This is a genomic window from Mesorhizobium sp. WSM4817 (assembly GCF_055811135.1).
The window spans coordinates 119,887-142,317 of sequence record NZ_JBVVQQ010000013.1; the positions used below are offsets into that span (position 1 = coordinate 119,887).

23 protein-coding genes are annotated in these 22,431 nt (G+C 60.9%); 5 read left to right on the forward strand and 18 right to left on the reverse strand.

Features of this window, described 5'->3' with window-relative positions; genetic code table 11:
- Nucleotides 1-47 precede the first annotated feature (47 nt).
- From AC0L2K_RS19015 to AC0L2K_RS19040, 6 genes are all read right to left on the reverse strand, one after another.
- Nucleotides 48-1,211 (reverse strand): Gfo/Idh/MocA family protein, encoded by a 1,164-nt coding sequence (locus AC0L2K_RS19015; protein WP_473532039.1) that lies wholly within the window; start codon nt 1,209-1,211, stop codon nt 48-50.
- 12 nt (nt 1,212-1,223) lie between these two features.
- Complete coding sequence (locus tag AC0L2K_RS19020) at nt 1,224-1,970, reverse strand: sugar phosphate isomerase/epimerase family protein (RefSeq protein ID WP_473532040.1); 747 nt, start codon at nt 1,968-1,970, stop codon at nt 1,224-1,226.
- A gap of 55 nt (nt 1,971-2,025) precedes the next feature.
- On the reverse strand, nt 2,026-3,123 hold the full coding sequence (locus AC0L2K_RS19025) for an ABC transporter ATP-binding protein (RefSeq protein WP_473532075.1): 1,098 nt from the start codon (nt 3,121-3,123) through the stop codon (nt 2,026-2,028).
- Between the two features lie 2 nt (nt 3,124-3,125).
- Complete coding sequence (locus tag AC0L2K_RS19030; protein WP_023797406.1) at nt 3,126-4,061, reverse strand: carbohydrate ABC transporter permease; 936 nt, start codon at nt 4,059-4,061, stop codon at nt 3,126-3,128.
- Nucleotides 4,054-4,947: a carbohydrate ABC transporter permease gene (locus AC0L2K_RS19035; protein ID WP_027153094.1), complete on the reverse strand. Its 894-nt coding sequence runs from the start codon at nt 4,945-4,947 to the stop codon at nt 4,054-4,056. Before AC0L2K_RS19035 ends, AC0L2K_RS19030 begins: the two co-directional genes overlap by 8 nt.
- A gap of 127 nt (nt 4,948-5,074) precedes the next feature.
- On the reverse strand, nt 5,075-6,313 hold the full coding sequence (locus AC0L2K_RS19040) for an ABC transporter substrate-binding protein (RefSeq protein ID WP_473532041.1): 1,239 nt from the start codon (nt 6,311-6,313) through the stop codon (nt 5,075-5,077).
- Nucleotides 6,314-6,700: 387 nt separating this feature from the next.
- On the opposite strand from AC0L2K_RS19040, the gene AC0L2K_RS19045 reads away from it, so the two are divergent.
- Entirely contained in the window at nt 6,701-7,750 is a 1,050-nt protein-coding gene (locus tag AC0L2K_RS19045) for a LacI family transcriptional regulator (RefSeq protein ID WP_473532042.1), read from the forward strand.
- A 244-nt stretch (nt 7,751-7,994) separates the two neighbouring features.
- Here AC0L2K_RS19045 and AC0L2K_RS19050 read toward each other — a convergent pair whose 3' ends face one another.
- The 11 genes from AC0L2K_RS19050 to AC0L2K_RS19100 form a co-directional block, all read right to left on the reverse strand.
- Nucleotides 7,995-8,954, reverse strand: coding sequence for an adenylate/guanylate cyclase domain-containing protein (locus AC0L2K_RS19050; RefSeq protein ID WP_473532043.1), 960 nt, complete (start codon nt 8,952-8,954; stop codon nt 7,995-7,997).
- A gap of 169 nt (nt 8,955-9,123) precedes the next feature.
- Nucleotides 9,124-10,176 carry an alpha/beta fold hydrolase gene (locus tag AC0L2K_RS19055; protein ID WP_473532044.1) on the reverse strand — a complete coding sequence of 351 codons (1,053 nt, stop codon included), beginning with the start codon at nt 10,174-10,176 and terminating at the stop codon, nt 9,124-9,126.
- A 43-nt stretch (nt 10,177-10,219) separates the two neighbouring features.
- Nucleotides 10,220-10,957 carry a hypothetical protein gene (locus AC0L2K_RS19060; RefSeq protein WP_473532045.1) on the reverse strand — a complete coding sequence of 246 codons (738 nt, stop codon included), beginning with the start codon at nt 10,955-10,957 and terminating at the stop codon, nt 10,220-10,222.
- A 53-nt stretch (nt 10,958-11,010) separates the two neighbouring features.
- Complete coding sequence (locus tag AC0L2K_RS19065; protein WP_473532046.1) at nt 11,011-11,817, reverse strand: SDR family NAD(P)-dependent oxidoreductase; 807 nt, start codon at nt 11,815-11,817, stop codon at nt 11,011-11,013.
- Between the two features lie 130 nt (nt 11,818-11,947).
- The gene (locus AC0L2K_RS19070; RefSeq protein ID WP_287208536.1) at nt 11,948-12,610 is read right to left on the reverse strand and encodes a VOC family protein; all 663 of its coding nucleotides are present in this window, start codon (nt 12,608-12,610) and stop codon (nt 11,948-11,950) included.
- A gap of 65 nt (nt 12,611-12,675) precedes the next feature.
- Complete coding sequence (locus AC0L2K_RS19075) at nt 12,676-13,953, reverse strand: epoxide hydrolase family protein (protein WP_473532047.1); 1,278 nt, start codon at nt 13,951-13,953, stop codon at nt 12,676-12,678.
- Nucleotides 13,950-14,378, reverse strand: a complete 429-nt coding sequence (locus AC0L2K_RS19080; protein WP_077380650.1) for a DUF6130 family protein — start codon at nt 14,376-14,378, stop codon at nt 13,950-13,952. The genes AC0L2K_RS19075 and AC0L2K_RS19080 overlap by 4 nt, the downstream gene beginning before the upstream one ends.
- Before the next feature lie 89 nt (nt 14,379-14,467).
- Nucleotides 14,468-15,829, reverse strand: coding sequence for an epoxide hydrolase family protein (locus tag AC0L2K_RS19085; RefSeq protein ID WP_287184057.1), 1,362 nt, complete (start codon nt 15,827-15,829; stop codon nt 14,468-14,470).
- Nucleotides 15,830-16,065: 236 nt separating this feature from the next.
- Nucleotides 16,066-16,452, reverse strand: a complete 387-nt coding sequence (locus AC0L2K_RS19090; protein WP_128247319.1) for a response regulator transcription factor — start codon at nt 16,450-16,452, stop codon at nt 16,066-16,068.
- A gap of 73 nt (nt 16,453-16,525) precedes the next feature.
- Entirely contained in the window at nt 16,526-17,188 is a 663-nt protein-coding gene (locus tag AC0L2K_RS19095) for a response regulator transcription factor (RefSeq protein ID WP_128247318.1), read from the reverse strand.
- 13 nt (nt 17,189-17,201) lie between these two features.
- Entirely contained in the window at nt 17,202-18,785 is a 1,584-nt protein-coding gene (locus AC0L2K_RS19100; RefSeq protein ID WP_473532048.1) for an MASE4 domain-containing protein, read from the reverse strand.
- 661 nt (nt 18,786-19,446) lie between these two features.
- Between AC0L2K_RS19100 and AC0L2K_RS19105 the strand changes: the two genes are divergently transcribed.
- The gene (locus AC0L2K_RS19105) at nt 19,447-19,620 is read left to right on the forward strand and encodes a helix-turn-helix domain-containing protein (RefSeq protein WP_236375973.1); all 174 of its coding nucleotides are present in this window, start codon (nt 19,447-19,449) and stop codon (nt 19,618-19,620) included.
- A 9-nt stretch (nt 19,621-19,629) separates the two neighbouring features.
- Entirely contained in the window at nt 19,630-20,106 is a 477-nt protein-coding gene (locus AC0L2K_RS19110; RefSeq protein WP_473532049.1) for a Clp protease N-terminal domain-containing protein, read from the forward strand.
- Between the two features lie 192 nt (nt 20,107-20,298).
- On the opposite strand, the gene AC0L2K_RS19115 is transcribed toward AC0L2K_RS19110, so the two are convergent.
- A complete protein-coding gene (locus tag AC0L2K_RS19115) occupies nt 20,299-21,210 on the reverse strand; it encodes a LysR family transcriptional regulator (RefSeq protein ID WP_473532050.1) in 912 nt (303 codons plus the stop codon).
- 101 nt (nt 21,211-21,311) lie between these two features.
- Between AC0L2K_RS19115 and AC0L2K_RS19120 the strand changes: the two genes are divergently transcribed.
- Nucleotides 21,312-21,635 carry a nuclear transport factor 2 family protein gene (locus AC0L2K_RS19120; protein WP_287066939.1) on the forward strand — a complete coding sequence of 108 codons (324 nt, stop codon included), beginning with the start codon at nt 21,312-21,314 and terminating at the stop codon, nt 21,633-21,635.
- Nucleotides 21,632-22,411, forward strand: a complete 780-nt coding sequence (locus AC0L2K_RS19125) for an SDR family oxidoreductase (RefSeq protein WP_473532051.1) — start codon at nt 21,632-21,634, stop codon at nt 22,409-22,411. The genes AC0L2K_RS19120 and AC0L2K_RS19125 overlap by 4 nt, the downstream gene beginning before the upstream one ends.
- Nucleotides 22,412-22,431: the final 20 nt, after the last annotated feature.

The window sequence follows — 22,431 nt, forward strand, 5'->3', positions numbered from 1 at the left end:
AGCCTCTCGCCGTTTCTATGGGGAGAGGGATCGCTGAAGCGCTTATGCTACTTCTCCTTTGCCAAGAGCCCTTTCTTGTTCGCCAACAGCCCTTCCGCGTCCTTGACGCCCAGTGCCGCAGGCCGTTCGCAGGTGGTCTGCATGGCAACGAACTTTCCGCTCGCGCCCGACCGCAGCATGCCGGTCATCACATCGACGGCATGCAGCGCCAGTTCCATCGAACAGCGATGCGGCCGGCCTTCCGCAATCGCCAGCGCCATGTCGGCAAGACCGGCAGTGCGATAGTTGGCCATCATGCCGTGCGAATGCATCTGGTTGGCCACGCCGAACGGATGCTTCCATTTCGGCAGCTTCTTGACCGGCTTGGCGGCATTGGTGAAGCGAACGTCGCCGCCAAAGAAATTCGGATCCGGCAAAAACACCGTGCCCAATTCGCCGTAGAGTTCCATCGGCGCATGGCCATGGCTCCACACGTCCCAGCTGCTATTGAGCGTCACCACGGCGCCATTCTCGAACTCCATCACGCCGTGGATGGTCGTCGGCGTCGCGACCAGGATTTTTTCGCCCGCGCGCGGCTTCGAACTGATGGTGCGTTCTGTCGAGGGGATCGAAGCGAAGGCCGCCACCTGCTTCACCGGCCCGATCAGCTGGATCAGGTTGGTGATGTAATAGGGTCCGATATCAAGCACCGGACCAGCGCCAGGCTGGAAGAAAAAATCCGGATTGGGGTGCCAGTGCTCCATCCCATGGCTCATCACGTGGCATGTGCCGCTGGTGATCTTGCCGAGCCTGCCAGTGTCGATCAGGTTGCGGGCAAGCTGGTGCGCGCCACCGAGGAAAGTGTCCGGCGCCGAGCCGATACGCAGTCCCTCTTTCTCCGCCAGCTTCTTCAGGTCCAGCCCTTCCTTGACCGACAGCACGAACGGCTTTTCCGAATAGACGTGCTTGCCGGCGTCGAGGATCTGTTTCGACACCTCATAGTGCACCGCCGGAACGGTGAGGTTGACGATGATGTCGATGTCGCCGGCCTTGAGCAGTCCTTCGACTGTCTCGGCGCGCAGCTTGAACTCCTTCGCCCGCGCTTTGGCTGCATCCATGTCGATATCCGCGCAGGCGCGCATCTCGATGCCGCGAAACAGCGGCGCCAGCGAAAAATACGCCTTCGAGATGTTGCCGCAGCCGATGACGCCGACCCCAAGTTTTCTTGCCATGCTGGTTTGCTCCTAATAGGTCTTGGCGGCGGTGATCGAGCGGCGGGCGAAGCGCTCGATATCGTTGGGGTTGTCGTGTTCCACGACGTAGTATTTGGCGGCGCTCTCGGCGCGCAGCGCCTGGATCAGGCCGGCCCAGTCGATCGTGCCGTGGCCGACATCAGACCAGCCGTCCTCGTCGAGGCCCTCGCCAGGCTTGGCGATGTCCTTGACATGGACGGCGGCGATGCGTTTGCCATGCTTCTCGATCCAGGGCAGCGGATCGTCGCCGCCGCGCACCACCCAGGCGACGTCCATCTCCCAGCCGATGTCGGGCGCTGCCGCCAGGATATGGTCCTGCGGCACCGAACCGTCGGCAAGCTTCTTGAACTCGAAATCATGGTTGTGCCAGGCAAAGCCATAGCCGGTCTTTTCAGCCGTCTCGCTGACCTTGGCCAGGCGTTCGCCGAAGCCGCGCCAGCCGGCCGCGTCGGTCGGCCTGCTCTCGGCGACCAGATAGGGGCAGATGAGCAGCGTGATGCCGAGCGCGTCGGCGATCTTGCGCACGCCGTCGAAATCGTTCTCGAGCGCATCGATCGAGAAATGGCCGGTCGGCATGGCGAGGCCGTTCTTGTCGAGTTCGGCACGAAATGCCGCGGGGTCGTCATAGACGCCGCCGAACCCTTCTACTTGCGCGTAGCCGAGCTCGCCCAGCATCTTGAGCACCCCTACCCAGGGTTGGAAGTTGCGGGCGCTGTAAAGTTGGAATGACCAATTCATCGTCTCTGTCCGTTCTCTGGGGATGGATGTGCTTGGAGGGTGAATTCTCGGGGTGTTACAGGCGAGTGCCGGTGGCAGCGTCGAACAGCGAAGCGCGCATCGGGTCAAAACCGATGCTCACAGTGTCGGCGCTGTTTGGCGTGCGCTCAGATGTCACCCGCACGGTGAAATTCTGATTTCCGAGCTTTAGCCAGACCAGCGTGTCGGACCCCATGGGTTCGACGACCACGACATTTGCCGTGGCTGTGAACGGCCATCCAGTGCCGCTGTTGAACGCGACATGCTCGGGCCGGATGCCGAACACCGCCGCTCCCGGCACCGGCTCCTTTTCGAAAGCGTAGGTGGCAAGCGGGATCCGCACTTCCTCGGCGACAAAGTGCCAGTTGCCATCGTCCTTCTCCAGCCGGCCGTCGAGGAAATTCATTGCCGGAGAGCCGAGGAAGCCGGCGACGAAACGGTTGACCGGGCGATTGTAGATCTTTTGCGGTGCGTCGAGCTGCTGGATGACGCCGCCCTTCATCACCGCGATGCGGTCGGCCAGCGTCATCGCCTCGATCTGGTCGTGGGTGACATAGATCATCGTGTTTTGCAGCTTGCTGTGCAGCAGTTTTATCTCGACGCGCAGCTCGGCGCGCAGCTTGGCGTCGAGATTGGAAAGCGGCTCGTCGAACAGGAAGACGTCGACATCGCGCACCAGCGCCCGCCCGATCGCCACACGCTGGCGCTGGCCGCCCGAAAGCGCCGACGGCTTGCGCTGCAGCAATGGCTCGATCTGCAGGATCTCGGCGGCCCGAGCGATGCGCCTAGCGATCTCGTCCCTGGGAATGCCGGCAACGCGCAGCCCGAACGACAGGTTCTTCTCCACCGTCATCTGCGGGTAGAGCGCATAGGACTGGAACACCATGCCGATGCCACGGTCCTTGGGCTCCTCCCAGGTGACGTTCTTGCCCTTGATGAAGATGCGGCCGTCCGAAACGTCGAGCAGGCCGGCGATGCAGTTAAGCAAGGTCGATTTGCCGCAGCCGGACGGCCCGAGCAGCACGATGAACTCGCCCTCGGCGACATCGATGTTGAGGGTTTCCAGCACCGAAATTGCGCCGAAATTCAGCGACAGGTCCTGGATCGAAACGCTGGGATTTTCGAGTCTTGTCATCATCATCCTTTCACCGCGCCGGCGGCGATGCCACGCACGAAAAGCTTGCCCGAAACGAAATAGACGACGAGCGGAACCAGGCCGGTCAGGATGGTGGCGGCCATGTTGACGTTGTATTCCTTCACGCCTTGCACCGAGTTGACGATGTTGTTGAGCTGCACCGTCATCGGATAGGTGTCGGGGCGGGTGTAGACGACGCCGAACAGGAAGTCGTTCCAGATGCCGGTCACCTGCAGGATGATGGCGACGACGAAGATCGGCAGCGACATCGGCAGCATGATGCGGAAATAGATGCCCCAGAAGCCGGCGCCATCGACGCGCGCCGCCCGGAACAGTTCCTCCGGCATGGAAGTGAAATAGTTGCGGAATAACAGCGTCAGGATCGGCATGCCGAAAATGGAATGGACGATCACCAGGCCGCTCAGGCTGCCGTAGAGGCCGATCTCGCGCAGGATGATGACGATCGGATAGATCATCACCTGATAGGGGATGAAGGCGCCGACGATCAGGATGACGAAGAAAGTATCGGCTCCCTTGAAGCGCCAGTTGGCAAGCGCGTAGCCGTTCACCGAAGCGATGGCGATCGACAGGATGACCGACGGAACGGTGATGCGCACCGAATTCCAGAAGCCGCGCGAGAGCCCGTCGCAGTTGAGGCCGGTGCAGGCGCTGGACCAGGCCTTCACCCAAGGCTCGAAGGTGATCTCGAGCGGCGGCGAGAAGATGTTGCCGAGGCGTATCTCCGGCATGCCCTTGAGCGACGTCACCACCATCACATAGAGCGGCAGCAGATAATACAGCGCCACCACGATGAGCGTGCCATAGAGGAAGATGTTGCGGCGCGAGAACACATGCCGCGGCTTGGGCCCTCGCGGCCCGGATGCCTCAAGCCCGATAGAGCCCGTACCGGCAGGCAGGGGAACGGCGAGGTCAGCCACGCTTCTTGCCTCCGAATTCGAGATAGGCCCAGGGAACGATCACGACCACCACCGACAGCAGCATCATGGTCGAGGCGGCGAAGCCCTGGCCGAGGTTCTGGGCGAAGAACATGTAGTCATAGACATATTTGGCCGGCACTTCGGAGGCGATGCCGGGACCGCCGCTGGTTTGTGCGACAACCAGGTCATAGACCTTGACGATGCCGGCAGCGATGATGACCAGCGCGGTGATGAAGACCGGTCGCATCATCGGGATGATGATGAACAGATAGGTCTTCAGGGTGGGTATCCCATCCACCCGCGCGGCCTTCCAGATATCCTCGTCGATGCCGCGCAGGCCCGCCAGCATCAGACACATGATCAGCCCGGTGCCTTGCCAGAGCGCGGCGATCAGGATGCCGTAGATGACGATGTCGGAATTGTAGAGCGGATCGAAGCTGAAGCTTTCCCAGCCGAGGCCGCGCACCACCCCCTGGATTCCGAACTCCGGGTTGAGCAGCCACTGCCAGACCAGACCGGTGACGATGAAGGAGAGCGCGAACGGGTAGAGGAAGATGGTGCGGAACGTGTCCTCGAAGCGGATCTTCTGGTCGAGCAGCGCCGCCAGCATGAAGCCGATGACCAGAGAGAACACCAGCGACAGCACGCCGTAGACCAGCAGGTTCTCGATCGAGACCAGCCAGCGCGGCGTCGACCACAGCCGATAATACTGGTCGAGCCCGACGAAGTTTAGCCGCGGCAGCAGTTTTGAATTGGTGAAGGAATAGAGCACCGTCCAGGCGCTGCCGCCGACGAAGATCACCAGTGCGGTGAGGACCATCGGAATAGAGGCGACCTTGGCGTTGAGGTTGCGGAAGAGTTGGTTGGGGCGTTCGCTCTTGCTCATCTGCACAGCCGGGCTGGATCGGGTAAGGCCGAAGGGTCAGGGCCAAGGGTCAAGGCCGAAGGGTCAGGGTCTTGACCCTGAGCTCCCGGCCCCGCGGCGGGCTGGGAGCGAGCGGTTCGTCGAAAAGTCAGTCCGCTGAGGCGATGATGTCGGCGAAACGCTTTTGTGCCTCTTCCACGGTCATGTCCGGCTTGGCGAAGAACTCGGAAAAAAGGTCCTCCTTCTGCTTTTGGGTGTCTTGCGACAGCAGCTGGTCCGTCCACGGCATGACGCTGCCTTTGGCCAGGATTTCCAGTCCTTTCTTCATGCAGTCGTTCGCCGCCTTGAGGTCGATATCGCCGCGCACCGGCAGCGAGCCCTTCTTGAGGTTGAAGGCGACCTGCGTCTTGGGATCGAGCAGCGTTTCGGCCAGCGCTTCCTGCGCCTTGGACTTTTCCGCATCCTGCAGCAGCGGGAAGTAGAAGGCATCGCCGCCGGTGGCGATGACCTCGTTCAGGCCAAGGCCGGGAAGACACGTATAGTCCTTGCCGGCGGTCTGCCCGGCAACCTGGAACTCGCCCTGCGCCCAGTCGCCCATGATCTGGCCGCCGGCCTTGCCGGAGATGACGAGATTGGTGGCCTGGTTCCAGTCCTGCACATTGGTGTTCTTCGCCATCTTGCGGGCATCGTCCGCGGCCTTGAACACCTTGGCGACCTCGGGCCCGGCGGCGAATTCGGCATCCTTGTCGCGATAGACCTTCAAGAAAGCGTCCGTGCCGCCGACCGCCGTAAGCAGCACGTCGAAGGCGCCCGAGGATTGCCAGGGCTGCCCGCCGACCGCCAGCGGTATGATACCTGCCTTCTCCAGCGCAGGGGCTGCTGCAACATATTCATTCCAATTCTTCGGCACCGGCACACCGGCCTTTTCGAAGGCCGCGTTCGACAGCCACAGCCACTGCCAGGAGTGGATGTTGACCGGCACGCAATAGATCTTGCCGTCGAGGGTACAGCCGTCGAGCAGGCTCTTCGGCTGCACGATTTCCGCCCACTTGTCCCTGGTGGCCAGTTCGGTCAAATCGCGCATCAGACCGGCCTGCACCAATTCTTCCGCTTGCCTTCCGTGGTTGAACTGGGTGGCGCCCATAGGGTCGCCGCCAGTGATGCGGCTGATCATGATCGGCCGCGCCGTGCCGCCGGAGCCGGCGATGGCGCCGTCGACCCAATGATTGCCTGTCGCGTCGAACGCCTTGGCGAATTCGGCGACCGCCGCCGCCTCGCCGCCTGAAGTCCACCAATGGGTCACTTCCAGATCCGTCGCTGCCGCCGGGCCGGCGAATGGCAGCGCGGTTGTCACTGCCAACGCAGCGGTCATGAAATGGTATCGCATTTCGGCTCCTCCCAGAATCTGAAACGTTACAGATTTTCGATACGGCAATTGTTGGAAGCGCGCAACCCCCGAACAGGAGCAGCTCGGCATTTTTTCGAGCCGCGAACAAACCCGCCGCGCAATGTCCGCCTACTGCACGGCAGCAAGCCAGGCTGCACTGCAAAATGATGCTGCAATGCGTGAAAAAACGGCAAACCCTTGCTCGCGGGCAAGTCCTTGCCGACGCACACCGACTTTGCGTCGAATGGAGCGCCGCTCATTCCAGGTTAGCTTTTACTGGCCGCTGCGCGATGGCAAGTGACAATCTGTAACGTTTCAGTATATAGGGTGTTCATCACCGATTGCCGACCTGCACGGCAACTGCTATGCGCCTGACGGGCGGGACGAATGGACAGAGATCAGACGGAAAAGGACGACGAGGCCTCGGCACTGGGCAGGCCGACATTGAAGACGCTTGCCTTCATGACCGGGCTGGGCGTCACCACCGTGTCGCGGGCACTGAAGGACGCGCCCGAGATCGGCGCCGAGACCAGGCGACGCGTCCAGCTCGTCGCCAAGCAGATCGGCTACCGGCCGAACCGCGCCGGTGTGCGCCTGCGGACCGGCAAGACCAACGTCATCAGCCTCGTGCTCAACACCGAGCGCGAGATCATGAGCTTTGTCTCGGACATCATCTACGGCGTCTCGGAAGTCATCGCCGACACACCCTATCACCTGATCGTCACCCCCTATTCACGCTCTCAGGATCCCCTGGACCCGATACGTTATCTGGTGGAAACCGGCTCCGCCGACGGCGTCATCATTTCGCGCACCCAGCCGAATGACCCCAGGGCCCGTTACATGCTCGAGCGTGGCATTCCCTTCGCCACGCATGGCCGCACCGATATGGGGCTGATCCACCCCTATCATGATTTCGACAATTACGCGTTCGCGACCGAGGCTGTGCGCCACCTGGCCGGCATCGGCCGCCGCCGGCTGGCTCTGCTGGCGCCTCCAGTCGAGCTGACCTACCACAGTCATACGCTGAACGGCTTCACCGATGCGCTGAGCGAGGTCGGCGCCAGCGAGATCCCGTTCAACACCGTTTCGGTCGACCATTCGATCGAGCAGATCAGGATGAGGACCGCGCAGCTGATGCGCCGCGACGTCAGGCCGGACGGTTTCGTCAGCAGTGCCGCTGCCGCGACACTCGCCATCGTCGCCGGCATCGAGGACGCCGGCCTCAAGCTCGGCCGGGACGTCGACGTGGTGTCCAAGCAGTCATCCGACCTGCTGCACCTGTTTCGCAGGGAATTGCTGGTCGTCAACGAGAACTTCCGGCTGGCCGGCGCCGAGCTCGCCCGCTCGGTGTTGGGCTGGATCGGCGGCGCAACACCTGGCTCCTTGCAGAGCCTGAGCGAGCCGACCGAGGTTCTGGCCTATCGCCGTCCCGACTAGAGCGGGATACGTTCAAATTGAACTGGGTATCCCGCTCCATCTATTTGTCTTAGCTGCATTTCTGCGACGCGAAGTGATTCCACTTGGCTGCAAAATGCGCGCTGCTGACTGGCCTTGGGCCCGAAAGCGGTCCGGCAGCTGCGGAACCTGGACCCTCAAAAGCGGACAGGGGTGACGGCGACTGCCGTAATGGGCATCGAAGATAAGTGGATGCACGGAGATAGTAATGATGGCGCCACTCCAATCAGCTTCCCAGTGCTAGCCTTACGGCTGATATCTGAAGCGGTTCATCTCTGCCTCCAATCACATGAAATCCGAGGTTCTCCGCGACGACATGTGGAGGTAGAACACGGATACCGGCGAGAATATCTGCGGAGACCAGAATGGGATGACCGAGAGCCTTGGATAGCGACTCCAGACGTCCAGTGGTGTTCACGACATCGCCGAAATACGCGATCTTGTGTCGCTCAAGGCCAATCTCAGCGGTAACGACCGGGCCGCAATGCAGGACGGCGCGAAACTCCGGCACTTGCCCGAAACGCGCTTGCCACGCCGCCGCCTGATTCCTTATGGCCGCCGCGAAGTCGAAGACGCAACGAAGACACGCGGCGTCCCGCATGCCGCGATCCATGGGCCAGGTGACCAGCGCCATATCCCCGATGTAGTCGTCAATAGAGCCCTGGGAGCGACGAACAGGAGACGCAAGTGCGTTGAATATCTGTCCGAGGTAGGCCTGGGTCTCCAGATCTCCGTACCGATCCGCGAAGTGCGTGGAGCCACTGACATCGAGGAACAGAAAGATCCGCTCCTCCTTGATGGGACGGTGATAACGACCGAGAAGCAGGCTGGTGAACAGGCTTGGCCCGATAAGGTCACGTAGTCGCAACACGAATGCGACGAGGGTGGAGACGCCGAGTGAATACAGAAGACCGGACTCCGACATCACCATGGCTTCCCGCGCGGTGCTCATGTAGCCGAGGAGATGGTGAAGCGCTGTGCCGGCGGCGGCGTTGCCGATCAAGATCATCAACACGTAGGTTGCGATCGTAGCCACGACGAAGACCGGCGTTGCCGCTTGCCGGATCACATTGCGCCATCGGCGCAAGATAACGCCGCGCTCATACAACAGAATAGGAGTTCCGATGAACACGCCTCTGACTGCGGAGTGCAGGGCCTCGACGTCGAACATCAGCGCGTAGGCCAAGCCGGCTACTGCCCCCACAATGGGTGCGAGGAGCCACTGTAAAGGGCGACGAAAGCCGTCCTGGCCGCGCCAAATGTTCATTTCGTATCGGAGGGATTGCCCCGGGTGTGATTTCATCAGTTTTTGCCTTGGGCATGGTCGATCATGTATCGTGGCATGGGCCGTTTGCTCAGGCTAGACTCGCCACCTGAATTATGGCGTCTGCAAACGCCTTCGGTGCTTCCTGAGGAAGATTATGCCCTATGCCGCCGGATATGAGCCGGTGCTCGTATTTGCCGGAGAACATCTTGGCGTAGGCGCTGGGGTCGGGATGCGGCGCGCCGTTGGCGTCGCCCTCCAGAGTGATCGTCGGCACGGCGATGACCGGAGCTTTCGCAAGTCGCAGCTCCAGTTCGTCATATTGTGGCTCGCCTTCCGCCAACCCGAGCCGCCAGCGGTAGTTGTGTACTACGATGTCGACATGATCCGGATTGTCGAAGGCGGTAGAGCTGCGCTCGAAGGTGGCGTTGTCGAAATTCCACTGCGGAGAAGCGAGTTGCCAGATCAGCTTGGCAAAATCCCGCGTGTATTTCCCGTAGCCAGCGCGGCCCCGCTCAGTGGCGAAGTAATATTGGTACCACCACTGCAGCTCGGCCTTCGGCGGCAGCGCCATCTTGTTGGCCTCCTGGCTGCCGATCAGGTAGCCGCTGACCGAAACCAAGGCCTTGCAGCGTTCCGGCCACAATGCCGCGATGATGTTGGCCGTGCGTGCGCCCCAGTCGCAACCGCCGACGATCGCCTTATCGATCTGCAGTGCATCCATCAGCGCAATGACATCAATCGCGACCACCGCCTGCTGGCCATTGCGTGGCGTTTTGTTGGAGAGGAACCGCGTGGTGCCATAGCCGCGTAGATATGGAACGACGACCCGAAAGCCTTTCGACGCCAAGATCGCCGCAACGTCGACATAGGTGTGGATGTCGTACGGCCATCCATGCAGGAGGATGACGACCGGCCCTTTGCCAGGACCGACCTCGGCATATCCAATGTCGAGTACGCCAGCTTGAACCTGCTTCAACGGACCGAACGACGTGTTTGCTTCTGGTTCGATTGTGCTGGCGTCCGGTTTCGTAATGCTGGACTGCGCATTTGCCGAGCCCGTCATGGCAAACTGAGCGGCCGCAACGGTGGTGACGGCCACGCCCAAAAGGTGACGTCGATGGAGGTCGATCTGTTCGGTCATAGTGGCTTGTATCCGTTGATATGGCATGGTGCCTGGTGGAGGATTATCTTCGGTCGACTGTCACATCGGACACGTCGACCGTGATAGGTGCGAATGCTTGGTTTGCGACCCCCTCGGCGTCATGCAGAAGCACACGCCGCCGTGTCGGGAATACGAACCCGTCAAAGGTTTTGTGGTCATAAGCGTAGTGTGCGACCAGCGGGTTTCCAGTCACGTCGGGCGAATAGTCCATGCGCCGCTGCATAAACGCATCGTCATAATAAAAGACCTGATCGGCGTTATGGTTGGCGATGGTCCTAGGGAACGTGACGGCCAGCCGTCGCCACGTTTGCGCGCCCTCTCTCCAGGCGGCGATTTCTCGTGCTTCGACACCGGGTAGTGTGAAGACGAACGGCGCCGTGAGGTGGTTCCATACGGCGGCGCTCGTGAAGTACGCCACCTGGATCGCATCCCAAGGTGTGCTGCCATCCAGAAAGGGCAGCGGAAATGAGCCACGTGGATTGAAACGTTCCTCGATGATGCGGCCGTCGCGCGTAGCGATAGCGACCCGCTCGGGAGCGACATCCAGCACGGACATACGGTCTGGTGCTGTGAAGGGCGAAAAAACGATGTGCTCGCGATGTGGATCGAGCGTGACGGTCTGCTTGGAGTAGACGTCCGGCCAGCCCCTTGCAGCCCAAAATACGCCCCCAAGCGACATTTGCGCAGTGATGCTTGTAACGTTGCCCCAATTCGGCAAACCGCCATGCGCCTCGAGGACCGCCGTCAAAAGTTTGTCCATTTTGATTCTCCTCTGGCGCTTTACTCAGGCTGACTCATTGAGTTTTCGCTTGGTTACGCGGCCACGGCGATGTCGTACCGCGCCGGCGAGGCGTTGAGCGAAAGATTTGGGATGAGTTTCTGCCGCGCCGCTTCATAGGCGTGCCAGTCGGCGACGTCGGGAAGCGAGGGAATAGTCACCAACTCGCCCTGGTCGAGGCCGGCAAGGGCCGCGTCGACGAGGTCATCGGACTGCATGATCGCCTTGCTCGGCAGATCGTCGAGTGAACCTCCTGATACGTCCCAAAAATTGGTGGCGATGGCGCCGGGCAGAACCGCCTGGATGCGCAGCTTCTTGTCCGCAAGCTCCTTGTGGAGCGACAGGCTGAAAGCGAGCACAAAGGCTTTCGTCGCGCCATAGACACCGTTGAGGATTTCCGGCGCGATGGCGACCGCTGACGAGATGTTGATGATTGTGCCGCCGCCTCGCGCCACAAAGGCCGGAGCCGCTGCATAAGTCAGGCGGGTCAACGCCGTGATGTTGAGCCCGATCATCGCTTGCATCTTGTCGATGTCGGATTTCAAGAGCGGCGCGACAGCGCCGATGCCAGCGTTATTGACCAACAGCGTGATGGCGGGATCGGCGCCGAGCAAGGTCTCGATCCGGCCCACATCCGCCTTGTCGTTGAGGTCAGCCGCAACGGTGCTGACGTTGCAATTCGTTGAGCCGGCGATGCGCTTGGCCACTTCGTCCAGCCTCTCCTGGCTGCGCGCCACGAGAATGAGGTCATAGCCGCGGCGCGCGAGCCGGTCGGCGTAGATCGCTCCAATCCCGGCGGAGGCGCCGGTCACCATCGCGATGCCCATTTTGGAATACGTCATGATTGCTCTCCCATTCGATTGCGCTGGCAACTGCGCGTGAAACCGTCAGCCGCAAACCTGGCTTGGATCGCCGGCTAAGTTTGGCGGCGGGACGGTGACCCGTCCCGCTCACCCAATTTTCGGTTGCTGCTTAAAGCGGCAGCGGCTTGCCCGCCTGCTCCGCCACCATGTACTTGGCGTACCAGTCGGGCCAATTCTCATCGCGCTGGCCGCCGTTGCGCTTCTCGTGCTCGCCATGGGCTAACCCCGCGCGCCACATTGCGGCCGCAAGATCCGCTACCGAGGCATAGTCCGTCGTATTGGAATCGACCCGGCCAGGGAGCCGGGTGGTGACCTCCTGCAGTAGCCACTCGTTGCCGTCTGGATCCTTGAAGGTTGCGTAAGAGGAATAGCTCTGCCGCTCCGGATGCCTGCCGCTGAGCGCTGGTTTGCCCGGACCGGCGCGGTGGAATACTTCGCTCACCTCGACGCCGTGGCCAATGAGTTCGGCGCGCGCGGCGTCAATGTCCGACACGACGAGGAAAAGCCCGCTTGCGGAGCCGGGCGCGGCCGACGTGATACCGGTGCCGAAATGGATCGAGGCCGGCGAGCCCGGAGGCGTGAACTGCATCGCCCGGAACGTGTCGCCGACGACGAAGTCGCCGTCGAGCCTCCAACCCAGGCCTTCGTAAAACTGCTTGGAGCGTGCTGCGTCCGAAACTGGGATAACCACGGCCTCGAGCTTCATGTCGAGCGTCCGCGTTCCGGAAGTTTCGATCGGTTTTTCGCTATGCGTCTGAGTGGTGCTGCTCATGTCGATCTCCTTGGGTTTAACCTGTTGAGCATTGAACGCGTCCGGGCTGGGGCCTGGTACGCGTCTCAGAAATCTTGTCGGAGCGGTCGGAACGCCGCACGCAACTCGGCGGAAAACAGTTCGGGCTGCTCCCAGGCGGCGAAGTGCCCGCCCTTGTCGACCTCATGAAAGTAAATCAGGTTTGGATAGGCGCGCCGGGCCCACGTCTCCGGGGCCAGATAAGTTTCCTCCGGAAAGACCGTGATGGCCACCGGCAGCGCGATCTCGAGGGTCCGCTCGACGGCCGCAAAAACAACGCTGCGTCCACCGTACTCCCAGTACAGCCGCCCTGCTGAGGTCGCGCTGTTGCTCAGCCAGTACTGAGTAATGTCGTCCAGCACCTCGTCCGGGGACTTTTCGGGATCGCTGTTGTCGTATGTCCAGCGTGAGAAGCCCGGATGTCCGAGCATCCACGCCGCGAGGCCTGTGGGAGAGTCATTGATGGCGTAGCCGATCGTCTGCGGCCGGGTGCCCATCATCGTAGCGTAGGATCTGTTCCCCATCTTGGCTGCGGCGCTGAGCGCGTCAAACGCTGCGCGTTCCTTATCCGTGAGTCCCGTTGGCGCTGGCCCGCCGACGGCGAGCACCGCGGCAATCTCGGGCGGCACCACCGCCGGCAAGTTAATATGAATGCCGAGCAGACCTGTCGGCGCCTGGCGCGCCATCGCGCTGGAGACGGGGGAGCCCCAGTCGCCACCCTGTGCGACGTAGCGGGTGTAACCCAGGCGTTTCATCAGCTCCGCCCAGGTTTGCGCGATGCGATCAGGTCCCCAACCCGTCTCTGTCGGTTTGCCGGAGAAGCCATATCCCGGCATCGAAGGCAGGACGAGATCGAACGCGTCCTCCGCTCGTCCGCCATGAGCTGTGGGATCCGTCAGCGGGCCCACGGTCTTGAGCAGTTCGAACACCGACCCGGGCCAGCCATGCGTCATGATCAGCGGCAAAGCATTGGGATGCTTCGAGCGGACGTGAATGAAGTGAATGTCCACGCCGTCGATCGTTGTCATGAATTGAGGCAGGGTGTTGAGCTTGGCCTCGGCCTTTCGCCAGTCGTAGCCAGTGCCCCAATACTTGACGAGCGGCTTCAGCTTCGCCAACTGTATGCCCTGCGACTGGTCATCGACCGTCTCGCGATCCGGCCACCGTGTTTCGGCGATGCGCCGACGAAGATCTTCGAGCGCCGCTTGCGGGATGCTGACGGTGAAGGGCCGGATCGAGCGATCTTCGGCCGCACTGGCGTTGGCCAAGGCGGAAAAGATGCAAAGCCCGAATGCCAGCACGGTCGCCAGCTTGTGGAGCTTCATGGCTGAATCTCCTTGCCCGGCGAGTGGAACGTCACCGTTTGCTTGGTGAAGACGTTACCTTCGGCGTCCACCACCTCGACCAGGACCTTGTGCTGACCGCGCGGCATGCCCACCAGGATGATGGTGTCGCTCTGACCGTAGTCCGCCCACGCCCAGGGCAGGTCGTCGACGGTGAGGTGCAGATGCCCGACCCGCGGAGACACGTTGCGCGCGGCCGGCCCACCGACAGGCAGGATGCGCAGGTTCTCCACCCGGTACGGGATGAACACCACGCCCCCGGCCAACGGACCCGGAAGCGGCGGCTCCACGATCAGCTTTGGCGCGGGCTCGTTGTCGATGGGCACGACCGTGCTCTGGGCGAACGCACCCGTGGCGAACACGGTGCAAGCCGCGAGTGCGGTGAGCGTCTGGATGAGAAGGTTCATTGCATTCTCTCCTTTTGGAGATGCGCTGGGGGTTAATCGCCAGGCGGAGGGTGACGCGCACGTCCGGCGCGCCATCCCCGCTCAACACTTCACGCCGTCCGCAACGTCTTGAACGATGCGCGCACGTCGTCGGTGAAGTACTTCGGCTGTTCCCATGCCGCGAAGTGGCAGCCCTTGGGCGGGTGACCGTAATGCAGGAGCTTCGGGAACGCGCGCTCGGTCCAACTCTTCGGCGCCGTGTAGATCTCGCTGGGGTTCGCGCTCACGCCGACGGGAATGGTGATGCCTTTGGCGTCGAAGAAGCCCGCCTTCGCCGTTTGCCGGTGTTCCCAATAGAGCCGGGCCGACGAGATGGCCGTGTTGGTCAGCCAATAGAGCGTGATGTTGTCGAGGATGTCGTCGCGGGTAAGGCCCTCCGGCTCCCCATCGAAGGAGCGGGCTATCAGTGCATAACTGTCCGCATCGTGATCGAGAATCCATGACGCCAGGCCGGCCGGTGAATCGACGAGCCCGTAAAGCGTCTGCGGACGAAGCGCCATCTCGTTGGCATAGCCCAGGCCGAACTTGTAGAAGAAGGCGACCTGCTCGTAGGCGCGCTTTTCGTCGGGCCCGAGATCGGCGGGAGGCGGACTGCCGGCGGCAAGCGCCTTCACAATCTCGGGCGGAATGGTCGCTGGCATATTGGTGTGGATGGCGATCAGCTCGGGAGGCGCCATCAGAGCCATCTGTTCGGTGATGAGAGCCCCCCAGTCGCCGCCCTGTGCAACAAACCGGTTATAGCCCAGGCGCTTCATCAGCACGGTCCACGCTTTCGCGATGCGCACCGGATCCCAACCGGGTTGGGTCGGTTTGGCGGAAAAGCCGTAGCCCGGCATCGACGGGATCACCACGTCGAACGCGTCGGCCGCGGTTCCGTCATGCGCCGTGGGGTTCGTGAGCGGATCGATGACCTTCAGCAGCTCGATGACCGAACCGGGCCAGCCATGCGTGATGATGACCGGCAGCGCACCCTGATGGCTTGATTTCACGTGGATGAAGTGGATGTCCAGCCCGTCGATCTCGGTGACGAAATGTGGCAGCGACTTCAGCTGCGCCTCGCACTTGCTCCAATCATATTCCGTTCCCCAGTACTGGATGAGCTTCTGCATCGTCGCGAGTTGCACGCCTTGTGTGTCGCCTGCCGCCAACGTCGCCGAAGTCCGCCGAGAAGCTGCTTCGGACACCAACTCGTGATCGGGCCAGCGCGTGGCAGCGATGCGACGGCGTAGCTCGTCGATCTCCTCCTGCGGGAAGCTCACGGTGAAGGGGCGGATTAAACCGGCATCGGCCGCGGCCGCCGGCTGAGACGAGGTGAAGTTGAACGCGGCAGCACCTGCCGAAGTGGCAAGCAATGCGGTGGCCGATGTGGCAAGAAAGTCGCGCCGATTTGGCGCCGGTGATGCCGTGGACATGATCAGTCTCCTTCGTTGCGCGATGCCATTAGAGTGGTTGAACACTTTAGTTGTGCTCTCACTCCAGTGCGCGCTCCATCGGACGTAGGTTGGTCGTGACCGCGTGTTCGTTTATGGCGGTCATACCTAGGTTTATAGGCCCCGGCGGGCCCGAGCGTCCCTCGGTTGAACGTATGCGCTTCGACGATTGGACTTTGCGGTCTGCTGAGCCTGATCGCGCCCAGCGATCGGCGACGCTAGTCGCTCTCACCGGCATTGTTTCTCAATGCAACGTCGAGGCAGCGAGACAGCGTGTCGCCGTCAAAAGGCTTGCTCAAAAAGCAGACGGCGCCTCGAACCAACGCTTGAGCGTGCGCCTTTTCATCGGGAAAGGCCGTGATGAAAATGATGGGCGTGTGATGTCCACGTATGCGCAAGATATCGTGCAACTCGATTCCGCTCATCTCCGGCATCTGGATGTCTGAAATCAGACACGAGGTTTGAGCCAGTTGTTCCGAATGCAAGAACGCGCGTGCGGATGGGAAAGCGTGGGCGACAAACCCAAGCGACCGTACAAGACTCGTAGTTCCGCTTCGAATGGATTCGTCATCGTCGACGATTGAAATAACGGGAGTGTCTGGCAAGCGATTGGCCCATCAATGCGCACCGACAATGGTACGAGTCGGCTGTGTTCGAAAGTCATACATAGATATGAGGCTACGAGGACATTTCCCGGCCGATACCGAGTGCTTCGGCCATTTTGACCAGGTCCGCGAGCGATTTCGCACGCATCTTCTTCATCGCGTGGCCGCGATGAATCTTAACCGTAATCTCGCTGAGGCCGATGTGAGCGGCGATCTGTTTGTTCATTAAGCCGGTAGCGACGAGCGCCATCACCTCCTGTTCGCGCGACGTCAGGCTGTCGAACAGGCCCTTTAAGTCGAGCCGTGCGCGATCGGCATCCAGCCTGGCCCGGTCGCGGGTGATCGCGGCGGTGACGGCATCCAACATATCCTGGTCGCGAAACGGCTTGGTGATGAAGTCGACGGCGCCGGCTTTCATAGCCCGTACGGACATGGGGATATCGCCGTGTGCAGTGATGAAGATGATGGGAATATGGACATCGGCCTTGGTCAACTCGGCATGAAGCTCGAAGCCGCTCAACCCCGGTAGCCGAACATCGAGAACCAGGCAGCTCGGGATCGGAGGCAGCTTGCTTTGCATGAGTTCGTTCGCCGAATGGAATAGTTCGGCGCGCAAACCGACCGAGCGGAATAACAGGCCGAGCGAGTCGCGGATTCCGACGTCGTCATCGATCACATAGACAGCAGGCTCGACCTCTGTCGTCGGCTGCAAACTGTTCGGTGCGACTTTGATCACAGACGGATCCTTGTCATGCGGAGACAGATCGAGTTGCGCTAAAATGAAATATGGCACCCCGGGGCGTGTTCGGGGCCGCCCACAACCGCCCATCGTGGGCTTCGACGATCGATCTGCAGATCGACAGGCCCATCCCCATGCCGTCGGGCTTTGTCGTGAAGAGCGGGTTGAATATTCGATTCACGTCTTGCGGACCAATTCCTGTTCCAGTGTCCGCAACCGAAACCGTTACGTTGCCATCGTCATGCAACTTGGATTTCACGGACAGCACCCGCGCCCCGCCGACCGCGGCCATGGAATCGATGGCGTTCGTGATCAGGTTTACAAGCAACTGCTGTAGCTGGATTCGATCGCCTGGTACCCGCGGCAGGCGTTCATCCAGCTCGGCTTCGACCATTATCCGGTGTTTCGCCAGACCCTCTCGCACCAGGGCGAGTGTTTCCCCGATAAGGCTGTTGAGGTCGAGCGGAGCTCGCTTGCGGTCTTCTTTCTTGAAGATCGTTCTAATTCCGTCGATCACCGCTGCCGCGCGATGACCACCGGCGATAATCTGCTTGAATGCCTCCTTTGCTTCCTCCAGATCGGGCATTGAGCGACTGAGAAACCGCAGGCCCGCATCGGCGCTTGTTATAATGCCAGATAGAGGTTGTTTGACTTCATGCGCAACCGTGGCTGCGACTGCGTCGCCGGTTACCAGTCGCGCCTCGCGCTCGTGACGCTGGCCACGGACCGCTCCGAGAAGCCGCGTATAAAGGGTCGTTATCTCGTGAAGCAGAACCATAAGGACGAGACCGCTGGACAGAACTCCGAAGATGCGGACGGTATACCAGCCAAGGCTGAAGCGGGCCGGATCGGGGTAATAGCTTAAAGGCATCTCTATCGTGAATAAGATCATGACGACCATCAACCAAAGATCGAGCATTGAGTGTCGCCGGATCCAGAGCACGACGATGGCGACGATACTCAACAACGCGACGGGCGCACCCACATAGGGCCACACCGGGCTAAGGCGAGTGGAATCTAGGGTCACGCGCGGTAACGACGCTTCGCCCGCTATGAAAAAAAAAGACGCTAACGAGACCACAGCTGCAGTCAGGGCGACACTGACAGCGATCTGCCCCCGCACGGTACCCTGTCGAAATCGTTTGCTGGGGTTCGAGCCCTTTGAGAGGGCATAGCCTATGACAAATAGGGGAAAGCCAGCGTGCTGGAAAAAGTAGATCCATGACGTACTCTGCATGCCGCCCACCAGGCCGCCCTTTGGCGTGAACAGACCTGGAAATGCCAGAACAAACGGGATCAGCATGAGCGCTGTAAAGAGATATCCGCTTGCAATCAGGAGCGTGGCACGTGAGCGCAGGATGGAAAACTGAGTGTACAGGAGGATTGCGGTGATCGAATCGTTCACGAACATCGCTGTCGCATAGGCAGGGACGAAGGCGTCGACCCGGCTCAGATGGATGCCCGAGAGCGGACTAACAGTGATCAACACGTAGACGGCCAAAAGGCCAAGCACAAAAACGAGAGCGAGCTGCTTCTGCGCCTGACTTGGCGGCAAGCTCGAGAGGACGAAAAAGTCGTCCTCTGGGACTGTCACGACTGTCCTCTCCATAAGATACTCATCGCAGCGGCTGCAGCGCGCGGCACGAAAGTCATGGCGCTCGAAAATGATAAAGCTATTTTGCCTGAACTCATCGTCATTCTACCACCCGGGCTGCCAAGTAACAACGAACCAGGAGGCGCGTCAGCGAGATCGCACTTTCCTGCCAATGACCCGATCTCGAACGTGGATCTTCCCCGATCGGCGATTGGGCCGTGGCCCATCAAAACCGAGCAGCGGCGGATTGGGCTGCCCTGCTGCTTGTTCGGCTTGTGCCCGGATCGACTCGAGTCCGTAGGCTCGGGCGCACAAAGATTCGTCAGCGCGTGCCAATGACCGCAATGGGTCCGGCTCCGGCTGCTCGGTGTTGGGCTGGAACGGCGGCGCAACACCTGGCTCCTTGCAGAGCCTGAGCAAGCCGACCGGGGGTTCTGGCCTATCGCGCTCCTGACTGATCTTTTTGTTCAAGCATCGGATTTTTTCCCAAACCAGAAGTCACAGATGCGTGCCTGGCGGCCGCTCTGCCCCGGGTTCTCTGGAAACCGACCCGAATGCATCGTCCCGTCAACATATGTTGACGGGAGACGATTTCGTCAACTAATGTTGACGCATGATCGATGTCCGCCAACTGCCCACACCTGACCAGCCGGAGGAAGCATTGGCTGCGGTCGTTGCGCTTCGGCGAGCGGCTGACCTATTGGAGCGTAGAGCGGTCAGGGCGGCCCTGAAGCAAGGTTGGTCCTGGGCGAAGATTGCCCAGGCACTCGGCATCTCCAAACAGGCAGCCCATAAGCGGCTGTCCGACATCAACGCCCAGGACAATCCGCCATAGGAGACGATCATGCTCAGCGGCATCAAAACCCGTCTATCGAACGTCCGCACCATCAAGACACTGTGCGAAAGTGCCGAAAACTACGCTTTAAAGGACCAGCAGCGACAGGCCGGCGCCGAACATTTCCTGCTGGCGGCCATCGATCTTCCCGACAATACCGCCCGTCTCGCATTCCGCGAAATTGGGGCGGATGCCGCTGGCTTCCGCGACGTGGTCGGCGCTCAATATTGGGAAGCCCTGCGCTCCGTTGGGGTGAACGCCGGCGAACAAATATCCTGGGGTTTGACCCCAGAACCGCTTCAGGGAGCGGCAGGCCTTTATGACCCAGCCCCGTCGGGAGCTGAGGTGATGAAGGAATTGGCGGCCAACCGAAACGATCACCGTCCACTGCTGGGTGCGCATGTCGTGGCTATAGTCGTCGCAATGGAGCAGGGCGCGTCGCGGCACGTGCGTTGCGCTGCATGGGAGTTGATCCCGGTGCGCTGATGGCGGCGGCGAACGAGTTCTCGCGCGCCAGCTGACGGAAGGTGGTGTAGGTTGGTTTGTCAGTGGCGGACGGAGTGTTCGAACGCATGCGCCGAAATATTCGGCTGAACTTCGGCAACACAACTATGTCTGCTTTTGGAAGGCGATCGACAGCTCGAACGACGCCCATTGCGGCGCAAAGCGGAACGGCGCTTAAGCCGTGTTTCGGGCTTTTGATCCGAGTTCCCGTGCTAGCTCAACGAATGCTCTGTGCGCCGCGGATGGATTCCGTCGTCCCGGGTAATAGAGGCAGAGTTCGTCGGAAGGCGGCAGCCATTCCTTCAGAACGCTGATCAACCGCCCTGCCTCAATATCCTCGCGCACGTCACGTTCCATTACGTAGCCCAGCGCCACGCCTTCGAGCACTGTGCCGCGGGACAGGCTTGCCTCATCCAAAGTCATCGGTCCGTTCACATCGATCAATAGCGGTTCCCCATCCTTCTCGAAGCGCCAGCGAAAGAGCGCGCCATTCGGCAGCCGGATACGGATACACCGATGTTGAAGGAGGTCAGTCGGTGTGGAAGGCGTACCATAGCTTTTGAAATAGTCGGGCGAGCCTATGACCACATTTCTCTGCGGCCGACCCAGCGAGATCGCAATCATGTCACTCGGCACGAGGGTGGCGCGACGCACGCCCAGGTCGAAGCCTTCCGCGACGATGTCCAAGAGCCGTCCCTCGGTGACCAGATCGATATGGACCTGCGGGTAACGCCTGATGAACTCCAGAAGCAGGGGTGAAAGGATTTCTCGCGCGGCAGTGGCATAGGAATTGATGCGGAGCGTTCCCGTGGGGTTTGCCTGCTTTGAGCGCGCTGCATCCATGGCACCGTGGATGTCTTGCAACGCAGGACCGACGTTCTCGACGAACAGGCGACCGGCATCCGACAGAGATACGCTGCGGGTGGTTCGGTTGAACAAGCGAACGCCAAGGTGGGCCTCCAGCTTGCCGACGGCATTGCTAAGGGCAGTCGTCGACATTCCCAGTTCAAGCGCCGCGCCGCGGAAAGAGGATCTGCGAGCAACGGCTACGACAGCTTCCAGATCGTGAAGGCCTGGTCTCGCCATTATCCCACTTTCCGCAATTCGACATCCATATTTATCCCAATTATCCGAACATCGAAATACGCCTAATTGTGGAGCGAACAATTCCCCAGAGGAGATGAGAGATGCAACTGCCTCAGGCGATCCAGGCTTATTTCGAAGCGGATCGGAAGAACAACTGCGAGGCTCTGCTGGCCTGCTTCGCGCAGACGGCCGCTGTCCATGACGAGGGCCGCTCCTACTCCGGGCACTATGCCATCGGCAATTGGTGGGAATGGTCGAAAGCCAGGTATCGGCATGTCGCCGATCCGCTCGAAGCCCTCACTGACGAGCATGGGACGAAGGTGATCGCCAAAGTCACCGGCGAGTTTCCCGGCAGCCCTGTAAGTCTCACCTACGTCTTCCGTCTGATGGGCGACAAGATCGCAACCTTGGAGATCGGCGCATGAGCGACTTCCTGAACCTGTCAGGCAAGCGCGCCCTGATCACTTCCGGCACAAAGGGAGCTGGTGCCGCAACCGTCGACCTGTTCCGCAAACTCGGCGCGCGTGTACTGACGACGGCCCGCTCGTTCCCCGCGAACTCTTCGGCGGAGCTTTTCGTGGCTGCCGATCTTTCCACCAGCGAAGGCTGCTTCACGGTGGCCGAAGCTGTCAGGGGTAAGTTGGGCGGCGTCGACATTATCGTTCACATGCTCGGCGGTTCTTCCTCGCCGGCAGGCGGCTTCTCGGCGCTGGGCGACAGTGATTGGCACAAGGAACTCGATCTCAACCTGTTTCCCGCCGTGCGGCTCGACCGAGAACTGATACCGGGAATGATCGCGCAGGGAAGCGGCGTGGTGATCCACGTCTCTTCCATCCAGAGGCTGCTTCCCCTGCCGGAAGCCACGACCGCGTACGCCGCGGCGAAGGCGGCGTTGTCGACCTACAGCAAAAGCCTCTCCAAGGAGGTGTCGCCGAAAGGCGTGCGTGTCGTTCGCGTGTCACCAGGCTGGATTGAAACCGAGGCCTCCGTCAAGCTCGCCCGACGTCTCGCGGATGAGGCAGGCACCGACGTCGAAGGCGGCAAGAAGATCATCATGGACTCCCTCGGTGGAATCCCCCTCGGTCGCCCCTCAAGCCCGGCCGAGATCGCCAATCTCGTTGCCTTTCTGTCTTCCGATCGTGCCTCTTCGATCACGGGTGCGGAGTACCTAATCGACGGAGGAACCGTGCCTATAGTGTAAAAAAAGCCGCCCATGCTTGC

What these genes read in the sequence shown, in the direction of transcription:
- AC0L2K_RS19085 (WP_287184057.1), bottom strand. Translation starts at nt 15,829, where the DNA reads ATGTCCACGGCATCACCGGCGCCAAATCGGCGCGACTTTCTTGCCACA.
- AC0L2K_RS19015 (WP_473532039.1), bottom strand. Translation starts at nt 1,211, where the DNA reads ATGGCAAGAAAACTTGGGGTCGGCGTCATCGGCTGCGGCAACATCTCG.
- AC0L2K_RS19025 (WP_473532075.1), bottom strand. Translation starts at nt 3,123, where the DNA reads ATGACAAGACTCGAAAATCCCAGCGTTTCGATCCAGGACCTGTCGCTG.
- AC0L2K_RS19040 (WP_473532041.1), bottom strand. Translation starts at nt 6,313, where the DNA reads ATGCGATACCATTTCATGACCGCTGCGTTGGCAGTGACAACCGCGCTG.
- AC0L2K_RS19045 (WP_473532042.1), top strand. Translation starts at nt 6,701, where the DNA reads ATGGACAGAGATCAGACGGAAAAGGACGACGAGGCCTCGGCACTGGGC.
- AC0L2K_RS19120 (WP_287066939.1), top strand. Translation starts at nt 21,312, where the DNA reads ATGCAACTGCCTCAGGCGATCCAGGCTTATTTCGAAGCGGATCGGAAG.
- AC0L2K_RS19075 (WP_473532047.1), bottom strand. Translation starts at nt 13,953, where the DNA reads ATGAAGCTCCACAAGCTGGCGACCGTGCTGGCATTCGGGCTTTGCATC.
- AC0L2K_RS19055 (WP_473532044.1), bottom strand. Translation starts at nt 10,176, where the DNA reads ATGACCGAACAGATCGACCTCCATCGACGTCACCTTTTGGGCGTGGCC.
- AC0L2K_RS19070 (WP_287208536.1), bottom strand. Translation starts at nt 12,610, where the DNA reads ATGAGCAGCACCACTCAGACGCATAGCGAAAAACCGATCGAAACTTCC.
- AC0L2K_RS19065 (WP_473532046.1), bottom strand. Translation starts at nt 11,817, where the DNA reads ATGACGTATTCCAAAATGGGCATCGCGATGGTGACCGGCGCCTCCGCC.
- AC0L2K_RS19110 (WP_473532049.1), top strand. Translation starts at nt 19,630, where the DNA reads ATGCTCAGCGGCATCAAAACCCGTCTATCGAACGTCCGCACCATCAAG.
- AC0L2K_RS19115 (WP_473532050.1), bottom strand. Translation starts at nt 21,210, where the DNA reads ATGGCGAGACCAGGCCTTCACGATCTGGAAGCTGTCGTAGCCGTTGCT.
- AC0L2K_RS19080 (WP_077380650.1), bottom strand. Translation starts at nt 14,378, where the DNA reads ATGAACCTTCTCATCCAGACGCTCACCGCACTCGCGGCTTGCACCGTG.
- AC0L2K_RS19125 (WP_473532051.1), top strand. Translation starts at nt 21,632, where the DNA reads ATGAGCGACTTCCTGAACCTGTCAGGCAAGCGCGCCCTGATCACTTCC.
- AC0L2K_RS19035 (WP_027153094.1), bottom strand. Translation starts at nt 4,947, where the DNA reads ATGAGCAAGAGCGAACGCCCCAACCAACTCTTCCGCAACCTCAACGCC.
- AC0L2K_RS19060 (WP_473532045.1), bottom strand. Translation starts at nt 10,957, where the DNA reads ATGGACAAACTTTTGACGGCGGTCCTCGAGGCGCATGGCGGTTTGCCG.
- AC0L2K_RS19020 (WP_473532040.1), bottom strand. Translation starts at nt 1,970, where the DNA reads ATGAATTGGTCATTCCAACTTTACAGCGCCCGCAACTTCCAACCCTGG.